This window comes from Streptomyces sp. Ag109_O5-1 (assembly GCF_003814875.1).
In the GTDB taxonomy this organism is placed as follows: Bacteria; Actinomycetota; Actinomycetes; order Streptomycetales; family Streptomycetaceae; genus Streptomyces; species Streptomyces sasae.
In genome coordinates this window covers 1,491,005-1,515,324 of sequence record NZ_RKQF01000001.1, presented here as the reverse complement: position 1 = coordinate 1,515,324, position 24,320 = coordinate 1,491,005, and the positions used below count along the sequence as shown (strand labels likewise).

The following is a 24,320-nucleotide window of genomic DNA, read 5'->3' as shown; positions in this document are numbered from 1 at the left end:
GCTCCGTTCTTGATGCAAGCCACGCCCCGGCTGCCTTCCAGCCGGGCACAGTGGCCAGCGTGCTGGACGATCCGGTATTCACCCAGGTCACGGCTTTGTGTACATCCGCTGTGCCTACCACTGACTGGTGCAGGCTGGTGTGCGTCCGACCGGGGATACTCGAGGCATGGACGAATACCCCGAACCGGTGCACGAGCCCGCCGACGGCGCTCTGGACCCGCGTGCCGAGCTCAGTGAGTTCTTGCGCACCCGGCGGGCCCGGCTGAAGCCGGAGGACGTGGGCCTGCCGGACTTCGGGCGGCACCGGCGGGTGCCGGGGCTGCGCCGCGAGGAGCTGGCGCAACTGGCCGGGGTGTCGGTGGGGTACTACACCCGCCTGGAGCAGGGCAACGGGCGGCACGTGTCGGCGGAGGTCCTCGACGCCATCGCCCGCGCGCTCAGGCTGAGCGACGCCGAGCACGCCCACCTCACACACCTGGCGAAGCCGAAACAGCACAAGAAGAAGCCGGCCGGCCGCACCCAGCAGGTGCGGGGCCCCCTGCGGACGCTGCTGGACACCATGGAAGGCGGCCCGGCGATCCTCGTGGGACGGCGCTCGGACATACTCGCCTGGAACCGGATGGCCGCGGCGGTCTTCGGCGACTGGGCCGAGCTGCCCGCGCACGAGCGGAACTGGGCACGACTGGTGTTCCTCAGGCCCGAGTACCGCGACCTGTTCGTGGACTGGGAGCAAAAAGCGAACGACGTCGTCTCTCAGCTGCGCATGGACGCCGGCTCCCATCCAGGCGACCCCCGGCTGTCCGCGCTCGTGGGCGAACTCTCCGTGAAGAGCGAGGAGTTCAGGCGACTGTGGGCCGCCCACGACGTCAAGGACAAGTGCCACGGCATCCAGCGCCTGCACCACCCGCTCGTCGGCGAACTCGACCTCCGCCTCGAGTCGTTCCACCTGGCCGACGACCACGAACAGACACTGGCGACCTACCACGCCGAACCCGGTTCCCCCTCCGCGGAGGCACTACGACTGCTGGCCAGCTGGGGCACCGACGCGACAAGGGCGAGAGCCGGGATGCCGTCGGCACGCACGGCTTGATGAACAGTTGATCATCGGTAGTTGACTGCGTGCCTCGGCCCCGGCACGCGCTGTCTCGCCAGCCCCCGTCGAAGCGTCGGCATCCCGCGCACCCTCGGAACCGCCCGCTACCGCCGCACCCGCAGCTCCTCCGTCCGTCGCGCCAGTCACACCGGCCTCGCGCGAACCACGGAAAACCGAAGTACGTGCGCAGATCCCGGGCTGACTGGCTGACTACAGCTTTGGCCAGCTGCCCAACGCGAGGTTCGCGACCTGCAGCAGCTCAGGGCGGGAACTACCACTCGCAGCCTGGACGGCAATCCCATTGGCGACTGTTCTCAGGTAGAGCGCAAGGAGATGAGGATCTGTGGAAGGCGGAAGGTCACCGGCGTCCACCGCCTGTTGAAACCGGCGCGTCAAGTGGGCTATCCCCTCCTCGCGCCATGCGATGAGCGCGTCTCGGACTGGGCGGCTCTCATCCCCGGTAGCCAACGCGCCGTGCACGCCAAGACAGCCCGTGGGCAATCCCGGCATGGTTGCCGCCTCGACCGTCCCGTGGAGCACAGCAGTAGCCACTGCTGCGCTCGTGGGCTCTGCCAGAGCTCGAGCGAAGTAGGCGGTCAAGCCCTCGGTGTACCGCTCCAGCGCCTTGTAGAAGAGGTCTTCTTTGCTGCCGAACGCCCTGTACAGGCTGGGGCGGCTGATACCCATCCCTTCGGTGAGGTCGTCAAGGCTGGCGCCCTCGAAACCCTTTGACCAGAACACCAGGACTGCACGATCGAGTGCCTCGTCGATGTCGAACGCGCGAGGCCTGCCAGGAGGGACCGGTTTTGGCGAGGTCATTTCTTCATCCTACTCCTTCGGTACCGATCGGTACGGATGTGCTACGGTGTTTCGTACCGATCAGTACGCTATACAGAGAGGTGGAACCGTGTCACAGACCGTACTCATCACTGGCGGAACCTCAGGCATCGGCTTGAGCCTCGCGCAATCCTTCGTGGAGCTCGGGGCGTCTGTCGTCGTGTGCGGACGTTCGCAGGCTGCACTTGACCGATTCGCGCAGGCACACCCGCAGGCGCTGGCCGTGCGAGCCGATGTGACGGACGCAGCTGACCGGGCAGCGTTGCTGCAAGCAGTCGCTGATCGCTTTGGGCGTCTGGACGTGTTGGTCAACAACGCCGGTACGTTCGAGGAACGAGACTATGCAGCCGGCAAGAACCCCAATGCGACTCTCGATGCCGAGGTGGCGCTGAACCTCACCGCCCCCATCCACTTGACGGGTGAAGTGCTCGAGCGGTGGCCAGAGCCAGACGCGATCGTATTCATCACCTCGGGGTTCGCTCTGGTCTCGCCCACTCGCGCGCCTACCCACGGCGCGGTGAAGGCCGGCCTGCACGGCTTTGCGGACGGCTTGCGCCGTCAACTCGCCCCGCAGGGCACCCATGTCCTCGAGGTCCTCCCACCGTCCACGGACACACCCATGAACGCCGAAGCCACGGGGAAGAAACTGACTCCCGCACAGGTAGCGGCGGTCACGATGAAGGCTCTTCGGGGACGGCGGAACATGGCATTCCCCGGCCAGACGAAAGTCATGCCCGCCATGCTGCGCATCGCGCCGGGCACACTACGACGCGTCGTCGCCGGGCTCTGACCCCAGAGAAATCCTTCCCCCGGCAACACCTCACCGAGTGGGCCGAGTGGGCTCCCGTCTCCCGCGAAGCCGAAGGCAAGCAGCCGATTCGGCCTAGGGCCAATGCGGTGACTCTGTTGGCCGCCGCCGCGATCGCCGCCCCGGTGTCCGAGGCCCGAACCGCCATCGACAGCCTCGACGCCGCTTCGGGCCTCGCCCGCCCCGACTCGCGCTGAAGCGTCCCAGGATGAGCGGCCTGCCGGCGTTCGACGCCGTCGTTGCGGACCAGGTCGAATTCCTGACCCGCCACCTCCTGAACAACTGACCGGCCCGTTCCGGATTGAAAGGATTCCCCATGCCCAAATTCCCCCTCCACCTGGTTCCTTCCCGCAGAGCACTGACGACCGGGCGCTTCATCGTCGCGGCCACCCACTTGTTCACCCCGCGGCTGGCCACGCGGGCTTTCCAGCTCACGGCCAGCGGTACCCCCGCGATCCCTTATTCGCGGATGTTCGCGATCCGCAACGCAGCTCTCGGGCTTGGACTGCAACGGATGGACAGTTTCACCCGGCCCCAACAGCAGCAGTTTCTTGCGGTGAACATCGTCATGGACTCGGTCGATGCCGCCGCTTTCCTGGCTGCGGGCCTGCGGCGCGACGTCAGCCGTACCTCGGCCATGCTGTCCGCCGCCGTGGCTCTTTCTGCGGTGGTAGCCGGTACCACGGCCCTCATCGAGCACAAGCAAGCGGCCGCCCAAGAAACGGAGCCAACAGCGACGGCGCCATCGAACAGCGACTGGAAGTGACCGCACCGGCGTGGCACCGCAGCTGATCCACCGCACCGCCTCCATTGGCTGGAGGCCGCCGAGGACGGGTTGGCGGTCTCTGTCGAGTTCAGCATCGGGCAGATGAGGTTCTGGCGAAGACGTGGACGACGGTGCCCGGTGCCGTCGACGGTGAGGGCGGCCGGCTTCCCCCCGACGGGGCCGGCCGGGTCACCGGCTGCTCGCACTGGTGGCGATCGCGGGGAGGACGGCGAGAGCGAGGATGCCGCCGGTGAGGGCGAGGACGGGGTAGCCGGAGGCGGAGACGACAAGGCCGGAGCTGAAGCCCCCGGTGGCGCCGGCGATGGCGATGGAGACGTCGGCCATGCCCTGGTTCTCGGCGCGGGTGGCCAGCAGCACGGCATCGATGATCATCGCGGTGCCGGAGACGAGGCCCAGGTTCCACCCCAGCCGCGGCAGCGGTGATTTGATTCCGGCGGCGAGGAGGGTGAGGCCGGAGGCTGCGGCTATCGGTGTACGGCCGTACCGGTCGACGAGCCAGCCGGTCAGCGGGGAGGGTGAGGCCGGAGGCTGCGGCTATCGGTGTACGGCCGTACCGGTCGACGAGCCAGCCGGTCAGCGGGGAGGGCAATACAGACAGCCATCAAAACCCCAGAGAAGCCCGTTCCACTCGTAGAAGTGGCGTGAGCCCCAGCAGCCTTCACCAGGTCACGGGAAGCTCGCTGACGCCACCGGTGAGGGTGGTGCGCAGCTTGAGTTCGCCGACCTCCTTCGCGAGTCGCAGACCGGGCAGCCGGCCGGCCAGGGTGGCGAACACGATGCGCAGTTCCGTGCGGGCCAGGCTGGCTCCGATGCAGAAGTGCGCGCCGTGGCCGAATCCGAGATGGTTCCGCTCCGGACGGTCGGGGTCGAAGGTCTCGGCGTGGGTGTAGACGGACGCGTCGCGGTTGGCCGAGTTGATCGAAAGGATCACGGCGTCGCCGCGCCGGACGGTGACTCCGTCGACGACGACGTCGGTGTGGGCGTAGCGCAGCAGACCGAGGTCACCGGGCGCGCCCAGGCGCATGATCTCTTCGACGGTGGCGTTGACCCGGCCTGCGGGGTCGGCGGTCATTGCCCGCCACTGGTCGGGGCGGGTGAGCAGGAAGAGCGTGCCCAGGCCGATGCGGTTGACGGTGGTCTCGTGCCCGGCGAACAGCAGCCCGACGCAGAGCCGGATCATCTCGGCGTAGTCGAAGTCCTCGTCGGCTTCCTGGGCGCGTGCGAGGTCGGAGATGACGTCCTCGCCCGGCCGGGAGCGTTTGGCCTCGGCGAGACCGATCATGTAGTCGTTGAACTCGTCCCGCGCCCGGTGGGCTGCCGCGTCGCCGATGGCGTGATTCGCCATGCGCTCCGACAGCGAGGCGAAGTGTTCGCGGTCGCTCTCGGGTGCTCCGAGCAGTCGGCAGATGACGGCGACCGGCACCGGGAAGGCCAGTCCGGTATACAGGTCGACCACCCCGTCGGGCGCGGCGGCCCGTTCGGCGAGCATCTGGTCGATACAGCCGTCCACCAGATGCCGCACGTGATCGGAGAGCATCATCATGCGCCTGGCCGAGAAGGCCGGGGTCAGTAGTCGGCGCATTCGTGTGTGGTCGGCCTCCTCCGTGGCGTAGTTGCCCGAGGGGCCCTCCTGCACCGCGGCGGTCGTGATGCGGGACGCCCGTTCCGGCTCGGGATGGGAGCGGCCGAACCGTTTGTCGCTGAGGAGGTCGCGCACCTCCTCGAAACGGGTGACCAGCCAGGCCGGGTCCCCGGCCGGTGTGGTGACCGGCGTGATCGGCGCCTCGCGGCGCAGCACCTCGTACAGAGGCGCGAGATCGAGCACGTTCGGTCGTGCGAAAGGTAGTTGTGAAGGCTCGGCGGCAACGTTCATGGTCCTCCTCCTGGACCTCGGAACGCGATCTTCCGGCAGTTCGACCGTAGCACTTTATTGTCAGTGACTGCCAATAATGATTTCGGCCAGTCGCCCGGCGCAGGCATGCTTGGATCGCCCGATGGAGGACGTGACGGTGGAAAGCGGTCCGATAGCCCCCCGCCGTGGGCGGCCCCCGGTGAGTGACCGGCAACGGCAACGGCAGCGCCTCGACATCTCCCGCCATGCGGTCCGGCTGTTCGCCGAGCAGGGCGTGGCCGCCACCTCCGGTGCGCAGATCGCGCGGGCGGCCGGAGTCTCGGAACGCACGCTGTGGCGCTGCTTCTCCACCAAGGAGAGCTGCGTGGAGCCGCTGCTCACCGAGTCGATCGGTGCCTTCCGGGCGGTCCTGTACGCCTGGCCGCCCGAAGTCGGCCTGACAGAGCACCTGCGCGCCTCATACCGGCCCGCACTCGCCTCGCCGTCCGGCGGGGACACCGAGGCAGTGCTCGCCGTGATCCGGATGACGCAGGACGAACCCGGGCTGCGAGCCGCCTATCTGATGCTCCGGGAGCGCGCGGAGGAGACGTTCACCGAAGTGCTCGCCGAACGCACGGGCAGACCCGTCGACGCGCTCGACGTCCGTGTGCAGGCTGCCGCCATGAGCGCCGTACTCAAGGTGGCGACCGATGATTTCGCCCAGGCGGTGGCCGGGCAGGGCATCACCCCCGAAGCGCTGCGCCGGCACCGTGAACAGCTCGCCGACGCGCTCGGCGTCGTCACTCGGGGGCCGCAGGAGGGCGGTTGGGACGCCTGCGGTGACAGTGTGGCAGGACATGTTGCCGAGGCGCCGTAACTTCCGCAAGGAATCCCGCGGTTGAGCACTGTGTCCGGCCGGGGTCGGCATCCGTCCGTGAACTTCGCAATCAAAAAGTCCTGTGGGCCTCGTTGACATGTCGCAAGCACACACGTTTCACTCAACACTCGTGCATGGCAACGTTGTCAGGCCGTGGAAGCGACCGGAACCGTTGCCTGTCGCCGGCATTCCGGTGTTTTTCGGCGCGCCGACACCTGATGTGCGAAGCACGAACTGCTGCGGAGGCAACCGATGGTGAGACCCCGACGTTCAGCCGCACCACCCGACCGCGCGAGATTCCGCCGACGCCTCGCCGTGATCTGCGTCCTGGGCATGGCAGTCCTTCCGCTTCCGGCGATCGGAAGCGCCCAGGCCGCGAGCACCGCGACGCCGCCCCTGGTGAAGGACCCCGCGTCCGTCGTCAACCCCCTCATCGGCACCTCCGGTGCGGTGGACACCTTCCCCGGCCCCGACATGCCGGCCGGCATGGTGCAGTGGGGGCCCGACACGACGCCCGACCGTCCCGACGGCGGCGGCTACGAGTACAACGACAAGAAGGTCTCCGGCTTCAGCCTCACCCACGTGTCCGGACCCGGCTGCCCCGTCGCGGGCGACCTGCCCGTCCTGCCCGTGACCGGCGCCCTGTCGGGCGACCTCGGCACCACGTCCGTCGGCTTCAGCCACGCCGACGAGCAGGCCGGTATCGGCGCGTACAAGGTCACCGACGCGAACGGGGTCAGGACCGAACTGACCGACACCACCCGCGCCGGGCTGGGCACCTTCACCTTCCCCGCCGGTCAGCAGGCGAACCTGCTGTTCAAGCTCAGCGGGGGCGCCACCCAGGTGGACGGCACCCGCGTCCAGGTGGTGAACAGCAAGGAGATCAGCGGCGCGATCGACAGCGGTCACTTCTGCGGCGCGAGCAACAGGTACACACTGCACTTCGACATCAAGTTCGACCGGCCGTTCACGGCGAGCGGCACCTGGGTCGGCAGCACCATCAACCCCGACGCGACGTCACTGAAGGCGGGAAAGGTCCGGCCGGCTCCGCAGAAGTCCGGGTCGGCGCCGCTGAAGGAACAGCACTTCACCGTCCCGGCGAAGCCGTCCCCGACGATCCACGGGAGTGGAGCCAAGGCCTCCGGCACGTCCTCGTCCGCACCGAGCGCCACGGCCGCCCAGCCTCCCACCACCGGTGCGAACGGCATGTACCTGACCTTCGACACCTCCGCCGACCCCAAGGTGACGGCCAAGGTCGGTATCTCGTACACGAGTGACGCCAACGCGGCGGGCAACCTCAACGCCGAGATCAGGAACTGGAACATCGGCGCCGTCGAGCAGGCGAACCACGACGCCTGGAACGCCGTACTGAAGAAAATCCAGGTGGGCGGCGGCTCCGCGGACCAGCAGACGCAGTTCTACACCGCGCTCTACCACGCGCTGCTGCACCCGAACGTCTTCTCGGACGACAACGGCCAGTACATGGGCATGGACAACCAGGTCCACAAACTGGCCAAGGGCCAGCAGGCCCAGTACGCCAACTACTCCGGCTGGGACACCTACCGCTCCCAGACCCAGCTGATGGCGATGGCCGAGCCCAAGGTCGCGAGCGACGTCGTCACCTCGATGCTCAACGGCTACGACCAGACGGGCCTGCTTCCCAAGTGGGCCTCGAACAACGGCGAGAGCTATGTGATGGTCGGTGACCCGGCCGCCGGCATCATCACCGACGCCTACGCCTTCGGCGCGCGAGGCTTCGACACGGGCAAGGCCCTCGCGGCCCTCCAGCACGAGGCGACCGTCCCGAACAACGACCGCCCGGGCGAGTCCGTGCGGGACGCCAAGGGCTATCTCCCGCTGGACGAGAACGACTACGGCTGCTGCAACTTCTACGGCCCGGTCTCCACCCAGCTGGAGTACGACTCCGCCGACTACGCCGTCGCAGCCTTCGCCAAGTCCCTGGGGAAGACGGCCGTCTACGAGAAGTTCGCCACCCGCGCCCAGGACTGGATGAACGTCTTCGACCCGCAGACCGGTTACATGCACGGCAAGAACAAGGACGGCCAGTTCGTGGGCGGTTTCGCCCCCGGCACCTCCAACGGGTTCGTGGAGGGCACCTCCGCCCAGTACACCCCCATGGTCCCGTTCAACCTGAAGCAGCTCATCCAGGCACGCGGCGGTGCCAAGGCGTACTCGTCCTACCTGGACAGCCTGCTCGACGACATCACCCGTCCCGGCAGCACCGACGCCGACCTGAGCAACGAACCCAGCGTGGAGATCCCCTGGGAGTACGACTACACCGGCCAGCCCTGGAAGACCCAGGCGGCCGTCCGCGCGGCCCAGCAGGACCTGTACTTCAACGCCCCGGTCGGCTCGTTCGGCAACGACGACCTCGGTGCCATGAGCTCCTGGTACGTCTGGTCCGAGCTCGGCATGTACCCGGAGACCCCGGGCACGGACACCCTGGTGCTCGGCAGCCCGGCGTTCCCGGTGGCCCAGGTGAGCCTCGACGGCGGCAAGGCGGTGCGGATCAACGCGCCGCAGGCCGCGCCCGACGCGCCGTACGTGCAGTCGCTGAACGTCAAGGGCAAGGCGTGGAACACCTCCTGGCTGACGTACCAGCAGTTCAAGGGAGCGGGCACGCTCGACTACACGCTCGGCACCCAGCCGAACACCTCCTGGGCCTCCGGCCCGTCGGCGGTGCCGCCGTCGGACACCACGGGCGGCGGCCGGGTGCTGGCCGCGACCGGTCCCTCCGGCGACGGTCTGGTCCTCCAGCCCGGCGCGGCCGGTGACGCCACCCTCGACCTGACCAACCTCGGCAGTGCGGCCGTCACGGTCGACTGGAAGGCGACGGCGCCCTCCGGCGTCACACTGGACACGACGTCCGGCTCGCTGACCGTCCCCGCCTCGGGCAGCGCCGAGGCGAAGGTCCACGTCACGGCCGGCACGGACGAGGGGAGCTTCCCGGTCACCTTCGCCCTGACCGACCACAGCACCGGTGCGGCACTGCCCGGGGCGACCCTCCGCGTGGCCGTCGCCAAGGCCGGCGCACTGTGGCCGTACGACACCAACGAGGGCATCTACCCCGACGGCACCGGCTTCTCGGGCGGCTTCGACGACGGCGGCTGGGCGTACTCGCAGAGCGCGCTGTCGGCGGCCGGCGTCACCAGCGGCTCCACCCTCACGGTCGACGGCATCTCCTACCCCTGGCCGACGGTGACGTCCGGTCAGCCGGACAACCTGGAGATGGCCGGCCAGACCATCCCGATGCCGGCCGGCACCTCGGGCGCGTCGCTGGGTCTGCTGGGCGCGGCGGCCAACGCGCCGACCGACGGCAGCGGGGTCTCGGGCACGGTGACCGTCACCTACACCGACGGCACCACCTCGAAGGCGACGGTCGGCTTCTCGGACTGGACGCTCAACGGCGGCTCCAGGCAGCCGATGGCGGGTGACACGACGGCCGTCACCACGGCCTACCGGAACACGGGCAGCGGGGGCCGTGACGGCGTGAAGACCTACGTCTTCGCCACGAAGGTCCCGCTGGACCCGTCCAAGCAGGTGGCCTCGGTCACGCTGCCGGTGACCGGTTCGTCGGGTACCGACCACCTGTTCGCCTACGGCTTCGGTCAGTAACGGACGGATGAGCAGGGCCGGTTCCCGGGTGCACGCCCGGGAACCGGCCCTGCTCCGTGCCGATGCGGTACCTCAGCTCAGGCTGAAGTCGTCGGCGTGGACGTCGGACTGGCCGTACCAGCCGTGGACGAAGACGGTGACCGTTCCGCTGCTGCCGGTGGTGAAGCTCACCGTCAGCTGGTTCCAGCTCGTGTTGTTCGACCAGGTGCTCGCACTGGCGCCGCCCGAGACTCCGATGTACGCGTACGGTCCCTGCACCCAACCGCTCAGTGTGTAGGTGTGATTGGGGGACAGGGTGACGGTCTGGTCGCATTCTCCGGTGCTGCTGGAGCTCGGGGTGACCTGAAGGCTGTGGCTGCCGCTGTGGACCGGGCTGGACACCACCGAGCTGCCGCCCGTGCAGGTCCAAGGGCTCGGACTGCCGGTCTCGAAGCCTGCGTTGGTCAGCGAACCCCCGCCGCCTCCGCTGCCGCTGGTGGTGACGGTGAGCGTGTAGGTCGCGCTGTGGCTGCCGCTCGATGCGGTGCCGGTGACGGTGATCGGATAGCTGCCCGCGGCCACGGACGTGCCGACGGTCGCGGTCAGTGTCGAACTGCCGCCGGACGTCACGGAGGTGGGGCTGAAGGAGACGCTCACACCGGAGGGCGCGCCGGAGGCGGAGAGGCTGACGGATTCCGCGCTGCCGGCGGTGACGGCGGTGGAGACGGTCGCTGTCGCCGAACCGCCCTGGGCCGCCGAGGCGCTGCCCGGGGACAGGGCGAGGGAGAAGTCGGTGGTGGTGCCTCCGCCGCCGCCCGAACTGCCCTCGTAGGGCACGAAGGCGTCGGTGAACGCGAGACTGTTCTGGCTGATCTCACTGCAGGTGGACAGCGAGTTGGCGCTGCCGCTGCACGGCTGGTCCCGGTTGGCCGACCAGAATGCCAGCCGCCCGACGCCGTTCTGCGCGGCGAAGCTCTCCACCGTCTGGGCGTCCGCGAGCGTGAAGGTGGAGCCGTCGTCGTTCTTGCCGATCATCGGGGTGATCCCGAGGTTGGCGTAGGTGTAGCCGGAGTCGACGGACTGCATCTGCGCGAGCGTGGCCCGGGCCGCGGAGAGGGCGGCCTGGCCCATCTCGGTGCCGGTGCCGGCGTAGTAGTCCATGGTCATGATGTTGACCACGTCGATCTTGATGCCCGCGTTCTTCGCGGCCTTGAGGATGTTGACACCGTCGCCGGTCAGCCCGCTCGTCAGCACCGGCAGGGTCATGGAGAACTGCAGGTTCGGGTTGGACGCCTTGAGGTCCTTCATCGCCTGCATCTGACGGGCCGCGGCCGCGGTGTCCGCGATCGCGGCGCCCTCGACGTCGAAGTCGAGCCGGGTGACGCCGTAGTCGTTGATGATGGCCTGGTATCCGGCGTCGATGCTGCTCTGGGTGGAGCACGTCCAGGCGAGCGGCTCGCCGCTGGCTCCGCCGGAGGAGACGATGACGGACGCGCCCTCGGACTTCGCCTTGGCGATCTCGGGGTCGGTGTAGGAGTCGTTGCCGATGGGGAGCGTGTCGCCCCAGATCTGGGTGCAGCCCTCGCCGAGCACGAAGGCCGCGGTGTAGGCCTTGAGCCCGTGTCCGGTGACGGCGGTGTCGAGCAGTCCTTCCTGACTGTTCGACATGTCGACGTAGGGAGCCACGGAGTAGACGCTGCCCGCCGCGGCGCTGCCGTCGGGGGCCAGCGCGACGGCGACGCCGGTGGCCGTGAGCGCGAGGGCACACGCGGAAGCCGCGAATCTCGCCAGGTGCATGACATTGGCCCTTTCGGGATGCCCATCAGGGGGGGCCGGTGCGGTTGGTACATACCAAAGCGCCGTGAGCCTTCTCCGTCAAGAGGACTAGACCAACTGGATCCGAACGGGTCGTCGTGGCCAACTCCCCGCGCATGGGCGGCGGTCCGGGTTGTCGACGACCGGAGCGCCCTCGCCGTGCGGCTTCCTGGGGCGAGGGTCGTTCACCGCGGCCGACGGCCACGACTTGAGCCGGGCCGCACGGGCGTCCGCTACTTTCCGACCAGTCGGTCGGTGCCTCAGGCGGAAGGTTCCGTCACGGTGGACTCGCCCCGGCGGAGGGTGGCCACGGCCGCCCACACGATCGCCACCAGGGGGATGGCACCCGAGATGATCACCTGCCCCCGGCTGGAGATCAGACTGTTCGGGGTGCCCAGCAGATAGCCGAGGCCGATACAACTGCGGGACAGTGCCTGGAAACAGGCCCAGGCGCTGCCGTGCACCTCGGCCGGTACGTGCGCGTGCACCGCGTTGCGCAGGCCGACGTTGCAGGCGCCGTTGCCGAAGCCTCCCATGAGGAACAGCGGGAACATCACCGCGGCGACCGGGACGAGGCCGGCGAGGAGCAGACCGAGGCCGATGCCCGAGACACCGCCGAGGATCAGCGCGGTGTGCCGGTCGCTCCACCCCGCACGGCCCGCGAGCAGCGCGCCCGGAATGGATCCCAGGGCCCAGGTCGCCAGGAAGAGGCCGAAGACGGTGTCGTTGCCGTCGGCCACGCCTCGCAGGTAGTAGACGCCCGCGACGCCCTCGATGCTGGTGGCCAGCATCGCCGCCGCCAGCGCCGGCATCAGCGTGCCCACGACCGGGGCGTCGCGCAGCGCACGGTAACCGTCCGCGAGCTTCGTGGCGGGGCGACGGCCGATCGCCACGTCCACACTGCGCGGCACCGCCAGCATCGTGCAGCCGGCGAGCACCAGGAAGGAGACGGCGTCGGCGGCCAGCAGTGCGGCGGTGCCCCACAGGGAGTTCAGGAAACCGGCCAGGGGCGGCCCGACCAGTCCCGCGACGGACAGGCCCGCCGTCAGCAGACTGTTGGCCCGTCCGGTGTGCTGCTCCCCGGCGACGACGGGCAGCATCTTGAACCCGGCGGCCACCGAGGCCACTCCGGCCAGGGCCGACAGCGCGATCAGCGCCACCTTCGCATGGAATCCGTCGGCCGCGGTGGCCGCGCCCAGGGACAGTGACTGGACCAGCAGCGCCCACAGGCACACCGCGCGAGCGCTGAACCGGTCCACCACGGAACCGATCAACGGCGCCGCTAGCACCGTCGGGATGAGCTCGGCGAGCAGTACCTCGGTCACCCCGAAGCGGATGTTCCCGTCCGCCGCGTGCAGCACCAGCCCCAGAGAGGCGAGGGTGTCACCGAGACGGGAGAAGATCGTCCCCGCGATGAGCACCTGCGCGGCGACCGGCATCGCGGCACCCCGGCGCAGCGCGGCGAACGGCGCTCTCCGCGTCCTTTGCGTGTCCAATCGAGTCCAATCCGTCCGCCTGCCGGTCCCATTCGGCCTGCCCGCGCATCAGATTAGGCCTGCTGGTGAAGTGGCAGAGCGTCCATCGGCCACCGGGAAGTACCGCATCCCGGCCATTGCGCGCCCCGCCGGAACCCGAGGCGGGATCCTAATTTCTCAGCCATGAGCAGCACTTCACGGAATGTCCACGTATGTTCCACAGTAACTCCGGCTGCGCTGTGATGAGAAGACGCACTCCATGCTTCACCCGGGAAGATGTGCATCCGGGGCGTACCGGACGTCCATTCCCGGGGCGGGGGTCCCGGTGAAGGAGATGGGCGCCCCGATGTCCGGCTGGGAGCCGTAAAGCGTGTTTTTCGGCCAATCGCTGGAGTTGCGGCGGTCTCGACCGGTGAACTGCCCCCTCTCCGGCCGTCGATCCGGAAAGCGCGTTCAGGGCCCGTGGAGTTATCGGGGCCGGCCGGATGAATGTCCGGAAAATGTCGGGACAACGTGCCGTCGTATTCCCCGAGGGGCGGAGAAAAGGGAACGAACCGGCATCTCAGGGAAGGGTGTGTCACCTGGTCGGAAAACCGGGTGCCGGGCCCCCGGCCTGCTGTCTACACTCGCCAGGTATCACGCACCGTAGCCGTGGAACGCGGTTCCGGTGCTTTGTCGTGACGAGTTCGGACGAATGAGGGGAGAGGGCTGTGCGTGACCGTGCCGCTGTCGTCTCCCCGTGCTCCCGCTACGAGGTGATCCTCGTGTCCTCGGCCCTCCGGTGCCCGCTGCGCGGCCGGTACCGGACTCCGTGACACGCGACGGCCTCAACAACTCCCGGCATATGCCAGCCTTTTGACGTGCCGTCAGTCGCGTCCGGCGAACTTCGCCGCACGGGGAATTGCGCTGCCCATTCCGGAACCGTCCGGGAACCGCAATCGAAAGGCATCGGGCCATGCGCACCGAACTCCACCCGAACTCCGTCAACCCCCTTGCCGTCGTTCGTAACCTGGGCATCCTCGCCCACGTCGACGCCGGAAAGACCACCGTCACCGAACGCATCCTCTTCGCCACCGGCACCATCCACAAACGCGGCGAGGTCCACGACGGCACCACCGTCACGGATTTCGACTCCCAGGAACGCGACCGCGGCATCACCATCTTCGCCGCGGCCGTCAGCTGCGCCTGGGACGGCCACCGCGTCAACCTCATCGACACCCCCGGCCACGTCGACTTCGCCGACGAGGTCGAACGCTCCCTGCGCGTCCTCGACGGCGCGATCGCCGTGTTCGACGCGGTCGCCGGCGTGGAGCCGCAGAGCGAGTCGGTGTGGCGGCAGGCCGACCGGCACGGCGTGCCCAGGATCGCCTTCGTGAACAAGCTGGACCGCGCGGGCGCCGACCTCGACAGAGCCGTCGAGTCGATCCGCACCCGGCTGCACCCGGCCCCGCTCGTCGTCCAGTTGCCCATCGGCACGGAGGACGGCTTCACCGGCGTCGTGGACCTCGTGCGCATGCGTGCCCTGGTCTGGCCGGACGGCGGTGGTACGGCGGTGGCGGGGCCGGTGCCCGCTTCCCTCAGGGAGGAGGCGGAACGCCGGCGGCACGCGCTGGAGGAGACGGTGGCCGGGCTGCACCCGGCCGCGCTGGAGGAGTTCTGTGCGCCACCCGGCAGGCTGTCCACCGGCACACTGGTCACCGCTCTGCGCGAGCTCACCCTGACCGGCGACGGCGTCGTCGTCCTGTGCGGCTCCGCGTACCGCAACCGGGGCGTCGAGCCGCTCCTCGACGCGGTGGTGGCCTATCTGCCCTCGCCGCTCGACGTGCCCGCCGTACGCGGCACCCACCAGGGCGCCGAGGAGCGGCGGACCGCCGACCCCGAAGGGCCGTTCGCGGCCCTCGCGTTCAAAGTGACCGCGACCGCCACCGGACGCCTCACCCATGTCCGCGTCTACTCGGGCACGATCGAGAAGGGAGACACCGTGTGGGACCCGGCCACCCGGCGCACCGAGCGCGTCGCCCGCATCCTCCGCGTCATGGCCGACCGGCACGAACCTCTCGACCGGGCGGTGGCCGGTGACATCGTCGCGGTGGTGGGACTGAAGTCGGCGCGTCCCGGCGCCACGCTGTGCGCTCCGGGCGCCCCGTTGCTCCTGGAACCGCCCGTCGCCCCGGACCCGGTGGTGTCCGTCGCCGTCGAGGCCCGTCGCCGTACCGACACCGACCGGCTCGCCCAGGCGCTGGCCCGGCTCGTCGAGGAGGACCCCTCGCTGGTGGTGCGCACCGACGCCGAGACCGGGCAGACGGTGCTGTCCGGGATGGGTGAACTGCATCTGGAGGTCGCGGTGGAGAAGGTCCGCCGGGACGGCGGTCCCGAGCTCACGGTGGGCCGGCCGCGCGTCGCCCTGCGGGAGACCGTGGTCCGCGGGGTCACGGGGTTCGTCCACCGGCATGTCCACCAGACCGGCGGCGCGGGGCAGTTCGCGCATGTCGTCCTGGACGTCGAACCCCTGGGGCACGAGGCCGGCTTCGAGTTCCGGTCGGCCGTCGTCGGCGGCCGTGTGCCGCAGGAGTACGTCCGCGCGGTCGAGGCCGGCTGCCGGGACGCCCTCACCGAGGGCCCCCTCGGCGGGCACCCGGTCACCGGGCTGCGGGTCACCCTCACGGACGGGTCGACGCATGTGAAGGACTCCTCGGACACGGCGTTCCGCACGGCCGGGAAGCTCGGACTCCGCGAAGCCCTGCGCGCCTGCGCGACGGTCCTCCTGGAGCCGGTCGCCGAGGTCACGGTCACCGTGCCCGAGGACGCGGTGGGCGGCGTGCTCGGCGACCTGGCCGCCCGGCGCGGCCGGGTCACCGGCTCCGCCAGCCGGGGCGGGGCCGCGGTCCTGACCGCCACCGTGCCGCTGGCCGAACTCTTCGGCTACGCGACCCGGCTGCGCGGCCGCACCCAGGGCCGCGGCACCTTCACCACCCGCCCGTCCGGCTACGCCCCGGCACCGCAGGCGGCGACCGCGAGCTGACACCGGAGCGGAGCGGGACGGCGGTGGTGCCGGGGACGGGGACCGGGGGCCGGGGACAACTCCCCGGCCCCCGTGACCTACGGGGCCGACCTGCCCGGCGCCGTGGGTCGCGTCTAGCCGACCGCTGTGGCGGGCAGGCTGCTCGTGGGCGTGGGTGATGGTCCGTCTGGTGTGGTCAGTACGGCCCGCCGCCGTCGTGGGGAGCAGCCCGCTCACCACCGCCGGTGACGCCGCCGTGCGGAGCGGCTCGCCCCCTCGCCGTACGCGGCGACCCGCCCGCCCCGGCTGCCGACGGACCGTCGAAACGCAACCGTTGTGGAACGGCGCTCCGCCCCGCTTTGGCCAGGTCACCCGGCTCCGGCCCAGGTCACGCCGCCGGGCGCGGCCGTACCGTCGTCCCGGAACCGGTCGCTCCTGCGCCCGCCTGCACGGATACCCGTGCCGGATCCCTTGACGAGCCACTGTTCGGAGGATTAACTCACGTCCTAAATTAAGCCATGAGGGGCTTCGGGAGCCGAACGGCGGTCCGGTCTTCGCCAGCGCGGGGCCGGCGGCCTTCGCGAAGCCCTCTCGGGGTTCTCGACTCCCGGAAAGGCACAGCTGGAGCCATGCGCAGCATCCGAGCCGCGGCCGTAGGCGCCGTCACCATGTCTCTCGCCCTCGCGGCCACGGCCTGCGGTGGCGGTTCGTCCACCGGCGGCGGGTCCAACGACTCCCCGAAGACGCTCACCTACTGGGCCTCCAACCAGGGCGCCAGCATCGAGGTCGACAAGAAGGTGCTCCAGCCGGAACTCGAGAAGTTCCAGAAGCAGACCGGTATCAAGGTCAAGCTGGAGGTCGTGCCCTGGTCGGACCTGCTCAACCGGATCCTGACCGCGACCACTTCGGGCCAGGGCCCCGACGTGCTGAACATCGGCAACACCTGGAGCGCCTCGCTGCAGGCGACGGGCGCGCTGCTGCCCTGGGACGCCAAGAACTTCGCCAAGATCGGCGGCAAGGACCGGTTCGTCGACTCCGCGCTCGGCTCCACGGGCGCCGAGGGCAAGGACCCGACGGCCGTACCGCTGTACTCGATGGCGTACGCGCTCTACTACAACAAGAAGATCTTCGCCGACGCCGGTATCTCGCAGCCCCCGGCCACCTGGGCCGAGTTGATCGCCGACGGCAAGAAGATATCGGCGAAGGGCAAGTCGGTGCTCGGCGCCGAGGGCGGCAACGTCTCGGAGAACATCCACCACACTTTCGTCTTCGCCAAGCAGAACGGCGGCGACTTCTTCACCGCCGACGGCAAGCCGGACTTCACCAACGACAAGGTCGTCGCCGGGGTCAAGCAGTACGTCGACCTGATGGCCAAGGACAAGGTCATCCCGACCGGCGACGCCGAGTACGCGCAGAACCAGTCGGTGAGCGACTTCGCCAAGGGCAAGCAGGCCATGCTGCTGTGGCAGTCGGCGTCCGCCAACCTCAAGTCGCAGGGCATGAGCGACAGCGACTACGGCATCGCCCCGGTGCCCGTGCAGTCCGGCACCCCCGGCACCGGCACCCAGGTCAACTCGATGGTCGCCGGCATCAACCTGGCGGTCTTCAAGAACACCAAGAACCTCGACGGCGCCACCAAGTTCGTGAAGTTCATGACCAGCGACGACGAGCAGAAGATCCTCAACACCGCCTACAGCTCCATCCCGCCGGTCAAGACCGCCCAGGGGGACGCGGCCTTCAACACCCCCGCCAACTCCGTCCTGAAGAACACCCTCGCCACCAGCGCCGCGGCCCTGCCCCAGGTGGCCTCCGAGTCCCAGTTCGAGACGACCGTCGGTACGGCCGTGAAGAACCTGTTCGCCGATGTGGCCGCCGGACACGCCATCACCACCGACTCCGTGAAGGCCGAGCTGGAGAAGGCCCAGCAGCAGATGCCGGCGGCCTGAACGAGATGACGACCACCACCACCGCTGTGCAAGAACCGGCGCGGGTGAACTCCCCCGGGGCGGCGGGCGGCTCGGGCCGCCGCCCCGGGCGGATCCGCCGTGTCGGACTGCCCTACCTGCTGCTCCTGCCCGCCCTGCTGCTCGAACTCCTCGTCCATCTCGTGCCGATGGTCATCGGCGTCGTGATGAGCTTCAAGGAGCTCACCCAGTTCTACATCCGCGACTGGGGCACCGCCCCGTGGTCCGGTTTCGACAACTACAAGGTGTCGGTCGACTTCGACGCCCCGGTCGGCAAAGCCCTGTTGCACTCCTTCTTCGTCACCGTCGGCTTCACCCTGCTGTCCGTCGGCCTGTGCTGGCTGATCGGCACCGCGGCCGCGGTGTTCATGCAGGACAACTTCCGCGGCCGCGGCCTGCTGCGCGCCCTGTTCCTGGTGCCGTACGCGCTGCCGGTCTACGCGGCCGTCATCACCTGGGTGTTCATGTTCCAGCACGACAACGGCCTGGTGAACCACGTCCTGCACGACCAGTTGCACCTCACCGACAAACCGTCCTTCTGGCTGATCGGCGACAACAGCTTCTGGGCGCTGCTCATCGTGTCCGTGTGGAAGGGCTGGCCCTTCGCCTTCCTCATCGTGATGGCCGGACTCCAGAACATCCCGAGGGAGTTGTACGAGGCGGCCGCCCTGGACGGCGCCGGCCTGTGGCAGCAGATCCGCCGGATCACCCTGCCGTCGCTGCGCCCGGTCAACCAGGTGCTGATCCTGGTCCTGTTCCTCTGGACGTTCAACGACTTCAACACGCCGTACGTGCTGTTCGGCAAGTCCGCCCCGGAGGCCGCCGACCTCATCTCGGTCCACATCTACCAGGCCTCGTTCGTCACCTGGAACTTCGGCACCGGCTCGGCCATGTCCGTGCTCCTGCTGCTCTTCCTGCTGGTGGTGACCGGCGTGTACCTGGTGTTCACCTCGCGCGGACGGAGGACTGCGGATGTCTAGCCCGTCCAGTTCGCCGATGGCCCCGCCGCGGTCCTTCCTCTGGTCCCGGCGGATCTTCCTCACGCTGCTCACCGGGTTCGTGCTGATCCCCGTGTACGTGATGGTCTCCAGCTCGCTCAAGCCCCTCGCGGACGTCACCGGCAAGTTCCGCTGGCTGCCGAGCGGGCTGACCGTCCGCCCGTACATCGACATCTGGTCGACGGTCCCGCTCGCGAAGTACTTCGTGAACTCGCTGATCGTGTCAGTCTCGGCGACCGTCTGCTCGGTGGTCGTCGCGGTCTTCGCCGCCTACGCGGTCAGCCGCTACGACTTCCGCGGCAAGCGGGTCTTCACGGTCACCGTGCTGTCCACGCAGATGTTCCCGGGCATCCTCTTCCTGCTCCCGCTCTTCCTCCTCTACGTCAACATCGGCAACGCCACCGGTATCGCCCTGTTCGGCTCCCGCGGCGGCCTGATCCTCACCTACCTGACGTTCTCGCTGCCGTTCTCGATCTGGATGCTGATCGGGTATCTGGACTCCGTGCCGCGGGACCTGGACGAGGCGGCGCTGGTGGACGGCTGCGGACCGCTCGGCGCACTGTTCAGGATCGTGGTCCCGGCCGCGATCCCCGGCATCGTCGCGGTCGCCGTCTACGCCTTCATGACCGCCTGGGGCGAGGTCCTCTTCGCCTCCGTCATGACCAACGACACCACCCGCACCCTCGCCGTCGGCCTCCAGGGCTACTCCACGCTCAACGACGTGTACTGGAACCAGATCATGGCTGCCTCGCTGGTGGTGAGCGTCCCCGTGGTGGCCGGGTTCCTGCTCCTCCAGCGCTATCTCGTCACCGGACTGACGGCGGGCGCCGTCAAGTGAACCCGCCCGCGTCCGAAGGCTTTTGCGAAGCCCGTTCCGAAGGGACCTACGTGACCATCGACCTCGCCGCACTCCCGCACGACTTCCTGTGGGGCACGGCAACTGCGGCGTACCAGATCGAGGGAGCCGTCGCCGAGGACGGCCGCTCACCCTCCATCTGGGACACCTTCTCGCACACCCGGGGGAAGATCGCGAACGACGACAACGGCGACGTCGCCTGCGACCACTACCACCGCTGGCGCGAGGACATCGACCTGATGCGCCAACTCGGCGCCAGCGCCTACCGGTTGTCGATCGCCTGGCCGCGGGTGCTGCCCGGCGGCGACGGCCCGGTCAACGCCAAGGGCCTCGACTTCTACGACGAGTTGATCGACGGCCTGCTGGCGGCCGGCATCACCCCGTCGGTCACCCTCTACCACTGGGACCTGCCCCAGGCCCTCCAGGACCGGGGCGGCTGGCCCGAGCGGGCGACCGCCGAGCACTTCGCCTCGTACGCCTCCGTCGTCGCCGAGCGCCTCGGCGACCGCGTCCACCACTGGACCACCCTCAACGAGCCCTCCTGCTCGGCCTGGATCGGCCACCTGGAGGGCAAGATGGCGCCCGGCTGGACCGACCTCACGGCCGCCGTCCGCGCCTCCTACCACCTGCTCCTCGGCCACGGTCTCGCCGCCCAGGCGATCCGCGCCGCCGCGCCCGGCGCCCAGGTCGGCATCGTCAACAACCTCTCCACCGTCTTCGCCGCGACGGACCGTCCCGAGGACGCGGCCGCCGCCCACCGCCATGACGGGCACGTCAACCGCTGGTGGCTGGACCCGGTGCACGGTCGCGGCTTCCCGGCCGACATGGTCGAGACGTACGGCGTCGAACTCCCAGAGCACCCGGGCGACCTGGAGACCATCGCCACCCCGCTGGACTGGCTGGGTCTGAACTACTACTTCCCGGCGTACATCGAGGACGACCCGAACGGCCCCGCGCCCTACGCCCGTTCCGTCTACCGCTCCGGCGTCCCGCGTACCGGCATGGACTGGGAGATCGACGCGAGCGGCATCGAGACACTGCTGCTGCGCCTCACGAACGAGTACGGAGCCCGCAAGCTCTACGTCACCGAGAACGGCTCCGCCTACCCCGACGTGGTCCGCCCCGACGGCACGATCGACGACCCCGAGCGCCAGGAGTACCTGGCCGGGCATCTCGCCGCCTGCGCCTCGGCGGCCCGCAAGGGCGCCCCGCTGGCCGGCTACTTCGCCTGGTCGCTGCTGGACAACTTCGAGTGGGCGTACGGCTACGAGAAGCGCTTCGGCCTGGTCCACGTCGACTACCGCACCCAGGTCCGCACCATCAAGGGCAGCGGCCGCCGGTACGCGGACATCATCCGCGACCACCGGGGGCAGGCCCGCCGGGCGGCCTGACACGGACCGCGGTGGGCGCGGACCAGGGGAGTGCCGCGCCCACCGCACCTTCGACCGTCGTACGTACGAGCGACGACACGCACCGTTCCAGGTGCGCGGTGCGTACGCTGCGTCAGCGTACGAGGGCGATATGTGGACGGTACGTGGATCCTGCCGTCACTCTGGGTCAGTTGAGCGCGGGGAGTGGAGTGCGCACGTACCTGGAGGTGGCCGCGGATGACGAACGGTGTGGACGAGAGTGACGGCGACGACCTGACGGGCTGCGAGGCGGAGCGCGAGCCCGATCCCTCCGACAGCCTGCGGACCTTCGGGGCCGTCGTCCATGCCCTGCGGGAGCACGCCGGGTACAGCAGGGCCGAGTTCGCCGATCTGGTGCGGTACTCCAAACACACGGTCGCCTCCGTGGAGCTGGGGAGGCGGATGCCGGACCGGGCGTTGGTGGAGCGGGCCGAGGAAGTGCTGGGCAACACCGGGGCGTTACGGAAGGCGGCTCAGTTCCTGACCCGGGGCGACAAGGGGTTGGCCGTCTGGTTCCGGCGGTGGGCCCGGCTGGAGCGGATCGCGGTCAGCCTGTGCACGTACGAGTGCAGGCTGGTGCCGGGCCTGCTGCAGTCGGACGGATACGCGCGGGCCGTGTTCGACGGCACCATTCCGGTGGTCACCGACGAGGGGCTGGAGAACCTGCTCGACGTACGGATGAAGCGGCAGCGCATCCTGTACGAGCGGCCGACGGTGCCGTTCAGCTTCATCGTCGAGGAACACGTGTTCCTGCGGCGGTTCGGGGGCTCGGAGCGGATGCGCGAGATGTACGACCATGTGCTGGAGCGGGCCGCTCTGCGCAACGTGACGCTGCAGATCGTGCCGTTGGAGGCGGGGTTGCACGCGTGTCTGGACGGACCGGTGCAGCTCTTGGAGACGCCGGAGGGGCGGCGCTTCGCCTACTCCGAAGGGCAGCAGAACGGGCGGCTGATCGGTGATGTGAAAGAGGTGAGCCTTCTCCAGCAGCGCTATGACACACTGCGCTCGCAGGCCCTCAACCCCAAAGAATCGCAGGGCCTGTTGGAGCGACTGCGAGGAGAACTATGAGCACGACGGAACTCGCCTGGTTCAAGTCCAGCCACAGCGGTAGCCAGGGGGACAGCTGTATCGAGGTCGCTGTCACCGAGCAGGCCGTCTGCGTACGGGACTCCAAGGACGTGTCCCGACCGCACTTCGCCGTGTGCCGGGACGGCTGGACGGAGTTCGTGGCGTTCGTGGCCGGGGCCTGATCCTCGCGGCACCCGTGAGGTCGGCGCGTCGCGCAGGCGGGGGCCGGTCACCCGGGCTGTGAGCCCGTTTCCAGGCCGGTCCGCGTGACCGCCAGGACGTTCACGCGTTCGGGTGATGGATTCTGGTTCGGGAGCTCCGTGGCGATGTGAGTCGTTTGGATTCGTGAGTCGTTTGGATTCGTGCGGGCAAGCGGAGACGGGCTCCACCCGTCCTCGTCTCACAGCGAACCGCAACCGTCGCACGGGAAAACCCCAGCCATGAGTGAACGGGGCGTCCGTGCTCCGCGTATCCCCCCACCGTGGGAGGATCGCTCACCATGAGTGCGTCACCGGCGGTACGGAGCCTGCGCGCCGCGGTGTTCGCCGCGGTGTGTGTGCTGCTGGCTGCCGCCGGCCACGGCCTCGCCATGGGGGACATGCCGCCGCTGTGGGCCGATGCGGCGGGGTTCGTCGCCGTGTTCGCCCTGGGGCGCGCCCTCGCGGGGCGTGAGCGGGGGCTGCCGGAGATCGGCGCCGGGATGCTGCTCACCCAGGCCGGTCTGCACTTCGGCTTCGACGCGGCGCGTGCGGTCTCGCCCACTCCGGCGTACTCCATGAGCATGACCCACATGCGGATGCACGGTCAGGGCATGGCCGGTATGGCTCAGCAGTCGCACACCATGACCGCGCACGCCACCGTCGCCCACGTCCTCGCCGCCCTGGTCGCCTCCTGGTGGCTGCGGTGCGGTGAGGCCGCGCTGTGGTCGCTGCTGCGTCGCGCGGCCGCCCTCGTCCCCGGACTGGCGGCCTGGTGGCGCGACGCCCCGCTGCCCGCGACGGCCGGCAGCCGCCTCACCGCGCCGGCCCGCCCCGTCCGCCCCCGGCTGCTCGCCCTGCGCCATGCGGTGAGCCGGCGTGGCCCCCCGAGCTCGATCCCGTACAGGGTCCAACACCCGTAACAGCCTCTCACTCACTTCTTTCGTACGGAGATCCGCTCACTCATGTCTGTGACTCGCCTCACCCTGCGCCGTGCCGGCACCGTCACCGCGCTCACCGCCGTGTCCGTCCTCGTCGCCGCCGGTGTCGCCGCCGCGCATGTCACCGTCCACCCCGAGAGCTACGCCAAGGGCGCCACCGACGGTGTGCTCACCTTCCGCGTGCCCAACGAGGAGGACACCGCCTCGACCACCAAGGTCCAGGTCTACCTGCCCACCGACCACCCGGTCCTGGGCGTCCTCGTCACCCCGCAGGACGGCTGGACCGCCAAGGTGACCACCACCAAGCTCAAGACGCCCGTGAAGACCGACGACGGCACGATCACCGAGGCCGTCTCCGAGGTCACCTGGACCGGCGGCAAGATCGGCGCCGGCCAGTACGAGGACTTCAACATCGCCTTCGGGCAACTCCCGGAGGACACCGACCAGCTGACCTTCAAGACCCTGCAGACCTACTCCGACGGCAAGGTCGTCCGCTGGATCGAGGAGCCCCAGAGCGGCGGCGACGAGCCGGAGGACCCGGCGCCGACGCTCAAGCTGACGGCGGGCGACGCGTCCGCCGCGTCGGCCGCGCCGGCGGCGAAGAGCAGTGAGAAGGCGGCGACCGCCTCCGCCGGCACCAGCGACTCCACCGCCCGGGGCCTCGGCATCGCGGGCCTGGTCGTCGGCGCCCTGGGCCTGGCCGCGGCCGCGTTCGCCTTCGTACGGACGCGAGGCGCCCGGTCGTAGA

General features: G+C 69.4%; 19 protein-coding genes. 14 read left to right on the top strand and 5 right to left on the bottom strand.

Going from position 1 to position 24,320, the window contains the following annotated elements:
* Positions 1 to 166 precede the first annotated feature (166 nt).
* Complete coding sequence (locus tag EDD90_RS06845; protein ID WP_123972243.1) at positions 167 to 1,090, top strand: helix-turn-helix domain-containing protein; 924 nt, start codon at positions 167 to 169, stop codon at positions 1,088 to 1,090.
* A 213-nt stretch (positions 1,091 to 1,303) separates the two neighbouring features.
* Here EDD90_RS06845 and EDD90_RS06840 read toward each other — a convergent pair whose 3' ends face one another.
* Positions 1,304 to 1,912, bottom strand: coding sequence for a TetR/AcrR family transcriptional regulator (locus tag EDD90_RS06840; RefSeq protein WP_123972242.1), 609 nt, complete (start codon positions 1,910 to 1,912; stop codon positions 1,304 to 1,306).
* An 88-nt stretch (positions 1,913 to 2,000) separates the two neighbouring features.
* Between EDD90_RS06840 and EDD90_RS06835 the strand changes: the two genes are divergently transcribed.
* Both EDD90_RS06835 and EDD90_RS06830 read left to right on the top strand, forming a co-directional pair.
* Positions 2,001 to 2,720: an SDR family NAD(P)-dependent oxidoreductase gene (locus tag EDD90_RS06835; RefSeq protein ID WP_185148962.1), complete on the top strand. Its 720-nt coding sequence runs from the start codon at positions 2,001 to 2,003 to the stop codon at positions 2,718 to 2,720.
* Positions 2,721 to 3,054: 334 nt separating this feature from the next.
* Positions 3,055 to 3,504: a hypothetical protein gene (locus EDD90_RS06830; protein ID WP_221305069.1), complete on the top strand. Its 450-nt coding sequence runs from the start codon at positions 3,055 to 3,057 to the stop codon at positions 3,502 to 3,504.
* A 189-nt stretch (positions 3,505 to 3,693) separates the two neighbouring features.
* On the opposite strand, the gene EDD90_RS58530 is transcribed toward EDD90_RS06830, so the two are convergent.
* Positions 3,694 to 3,897, bottom strand: a complete 204-nt coding sequence (locus tag EDD90_RS58530) for a hypothetical protein (RefSeq protein WP_311737201.1) — start codon at positions 3,895 to 3,897, stop codon at positions 3,694 to 3,696.
* Positions 3,898 to 4,183: 286 nt separating this feature from the next.
* Positions 4,184 to 5,398, bottom strand: a complete 1,215-nt coding sequence (locus EDD90_RS06820) for a cytochrome P450 (protein ID WP_123972240.1) — start codon at positions 5,396 to 5,398, stop codon at positions 4,184 to 4,186.
* Positions 5,399 to 5,576: 178 nt separating this feature from the next.
* On the opposite strand from EDD90_RS06820, the gene EDD90_RS06815 reads away from it, so the two are divergent.
* Positions 5,577 to 6,233: a TetR/AcrR family transcriptional regulator gene (locus EDD90_RS06815; protein ID WP_123972239.1), complete on the top strand. Its 657-nt coding sequence runs from the start codon at positions 5,577 to 5,579 to the stop codon at positions 6,231 to 6,233.
* Between the two features lie 333 nt (positions 6,234 to 6,566).
* The gene (locus EDD90_RS06810) at positions 6,567 to 9,869 is read left to right on the top strand and encodes a lectin (RefSeq protein WP_260327679.1); all 3,303 of its coding nucleotides are present in this window, start codon (positions 6,567 to 6,569) and stop codon (positions 9,867 to 9,869) included.
* 72 nt (positions 9,870 to 9,941) lie between these two features.
* Here EDD90_RS06810 and EDD90_RS06805 read toward each other — a convergent pair whose 3' ends face one another.
* Both EDD90_RS06805 and EDD90_RS06800 read right to left on the bottom strand, forming a co-directional pair.
* Positions 9,942 to 11,645, bottom strand: a complete 1,704-nt coding sequence (locus EDD90_RS06805) for a carbohydrate binding domain-containing protein (RefSeq protein ID WP_123972237.1) — start codon at positions 11,643 to 11,645, stop codon at positions 9,942 to 9,944.
* 278 nt (positions 11,646 to 11,923) lie between these two features.
* Positions 11,924 to 13,159 (bottom strand): MFS transporter, encoded by a 1,236-nt coding sequence (locus EDD90_RS06800; RefSeq protein ID WP_123972236.1) that lies wholly within the window; start codon positions 13,157 to 13,159, stop codon positions 11,924 to 11,926.
* Positions 13,160 to 14,093: 934 nt separating this feature from the next.
* On the opposite strand from EDD90_RS06800, the gene fusA reads away from it, so the two are divergent.
* The 9 genes from fusA (at position 14,094) to EDD90_RS06755 (ending at position 24,319) form a co-directional block, all read left to right on the top strand.
* Positions 14,094 to 16,160 carry an elongation factor G gene (gene fusA, locus EDD90_RS06795; RefSeq protein WP_123972235.1) on the top strand — a complete coding sequence of 689 codons (2,067 nt, stop codon included), beginning with the start codon at positions 14,094 to 14,096 and terminating at the stop codon, positions 16,158 to 16,160.
* Between the two features lie 608 nt (positions 16,161 to 16,768).
* Positions 16,769 to 18,085 (top strand): ABC transporter substrate-binding protein, encoded by a 1,317-nt coding sequence (locus tag EDD90_RS06790; protein ID WP_123972234.1) that lies wholly within the window; start codon positions 16,769 to 16,771, stop codon positions 18,083 to 18,085.
* A gap of 5 nt (positions 18,086 to 18,090) precedes the next feature.
* The gene (locus tag EDD90_RS06785) at positions 18,091 to 19,083 is read left to right on the top strand and encodes a carbohydrate ABC transporter permease (RefSeq protein ID WP_123972233.1); all 993 of its coding nucleotides are present in this window, start codon (positions 18,091 to 18,093) and stop codon (positions 19,081 to 19,083) included.
* Between the two features lie 16 nt (positions 19,084 to 19,099).
* Positions 19,100 to 19,939: a carbohydrate ABC transporter permease gene (locus tag EDD90_RS06780; protein ID WP_123980970.1), complete on the top strand. Its 840-nt coding sequence runs from the start codon at positions 19,100 to 19,102 to the stop codon at positions 19,937 to 19,939.
* 50 nt (positions 19,940 to 19,989) lie between these two features.
* Entirely contained in the window at positions 19,990 to 21,348 is a 1,359-nt protein-coding gene (locus EDD90_RS06775) for a GH1 family beta-glucosidase (RefSeq protein WP_123972232.1), read from the top strand.
* Between the two features lie 216 nt (positions 21,349 to 21,564).
* On the top strand, positions 21,565 to 22,434 hold the full coding sequence (locus EDD90_RS06770; protein WP_123972231.1) for a helix-turn-helix transcriptional regulator: 870 nt from the start codon (positions 21,565 to 21,567) through the stop codon (positions 22,432 to 22,434).
* Positions 22,431 to 22,616 (top strand): DUF397 domain-containing protein, encoded by a 186-nt coding sequence (locus EDD90_RS06765; RefSeq protein WP_123972230.1) that lies wholly within the window; start codon positions 22,431 to 22,433, stop codon positions 22,614 to 22,616. Before EDD90_RS06770 ends, EDD90_RS06765 begins: the two co-directional genes overlap by 4 nt.
* 317 nt (positions 22,617 to 22,933) lie before the next feature.
* Entirely contained in the window at positions 22,934 to 23,554 is a 621-nt protein-coding gene (locus tag EDD90_RS06760; protein ID WP_123972229.1) for a hypothetical protein, read from the top strand.
* A gap of 42 nt (positions 23,555 to 23,596) precedes the next feature.
* Positions 23,597 to 24,319 carry a YcnI family protein gene (locus EDD90_RS06755; protein WP_123972228.1) on the top strand — a complete coding sequence of 241 codons (723 nt, stop codon included), beginning with the start codon at positions 23,597 to 23,599 and terminating at the stop codon, positions 24,317 to 24,319.
* Position 24,320: the final 1 nt, after the last annotated feature.

Excerpts from the sequence above, each read along its gene's own strand:
- EDD90_RS06845 (WP_123972243.1), top strand. The coding sequence starts at position 167 with ATGGACGAATACCCCGAACCGGTGCACGAGCCCGCCGACGGCGCTCTG.
- EDD90_RS06785 (WP_123972233.1), top strand. The coding sequence starts at position 18,091 with ATGACGACCACCACCACCGCTGTGCAAGAACCGGCGCGGGTGAACTCC.
- EDD90_RS06780 (WP_123980970.1), top strand. The coding sequence starts at position 19,100 with ATGGCCCCGCCGCGGTCCTTCCTCTGGTCCCGGCGGATCTTCCTCACG.
- fusA (WP_123972235.1), top strand. The coding sequence starts at position 14,094 with ATGCGCACCGAACTCCACCCGAACTCCGTCAACCCCCTTGCCGTCGTT.
- EDD90_RS06840 (WP_123972242.1), bottom strand. The coding sequence starts at position 1,912 with ATGACCTCGCCAAAACCGGTCCCTCCTGGCAGGCCTCGCGCGTTCGAC.
- EDD90_RS06760 (WP_123972229.1), top strand. The coding sequence starts at position 22,934 with ATGAGTGCGTCACCGGCGGTACGGAGCCTGCGCGCCGCGGTGTTCGCC.
- EDD90_RS06805 (WP_123972237.1), bottom strand. The coding sequence starts at position 11,645 with ATGCACCTGGCGAGATTCGCGGCTTCCGCGTGTGCCCTCGCGCTCACG.
- EDD90_RS06820 (WP_123972240.1), bottom strand. The coding sequence starts at position 5,398 with ATGAACGTTGCCGCCGAGCCTTCACAACTACCTTTCGCACGACCGAAC.
- EDD90_RS06790 (WP_123972234.1), top strand. The coding sequence starts at position 16,769 with ATGCGCAGCATCCGAGCCGCGGCCGTAGGCGCCGTCACCATGTCTCTC.
- EDD90_RS06830 (WP_221305069.1), top strand. The coding sequence starts at position 3,055 with ATGCCCAAATTCCCCCTCCACCTGGTTCCTTCCCGCAGAGCACTGACG.
- EDD90_RS06765 (WP_123972230.1), top strand. The coding sequence starts at position 22,431 with ATGAGCACGACGGAACTCGCCTGGTTCAAGTCCAGCCACAGCGGTAGC.
- EDD90_RS06770 (WP_123972231.1), top strand. The coding sequence starts at position 21,565 with ATGACGAACGGTGTGGACGAGAGTGACGGCGACGACCTGACGGGCTGC.
- EDD90_RS58530 (WP_311737201.1), bottom strand. The coding sequence starts at position 3,897 with ATGATCATCGATGCCGTGCTGCTGGCCACCCGCGCCGAGAACCAGGGC.
- EDD90_RS06755 (WP_123972228.1), top strand. The coding sequence starts at position 23,597 with ATGTCTGTGACTCGCCTCACCCTGCGCCGTGCCGGCACCGTCACCGCG.
- EDD90_RS06810 (WP_260327679.1), top strand. The coding sequence starts at position 6,567 with ATGGCAGTCCTTCCGCTTCCGGCGATCGGAAGCGCCCAGGCCGCGAGC.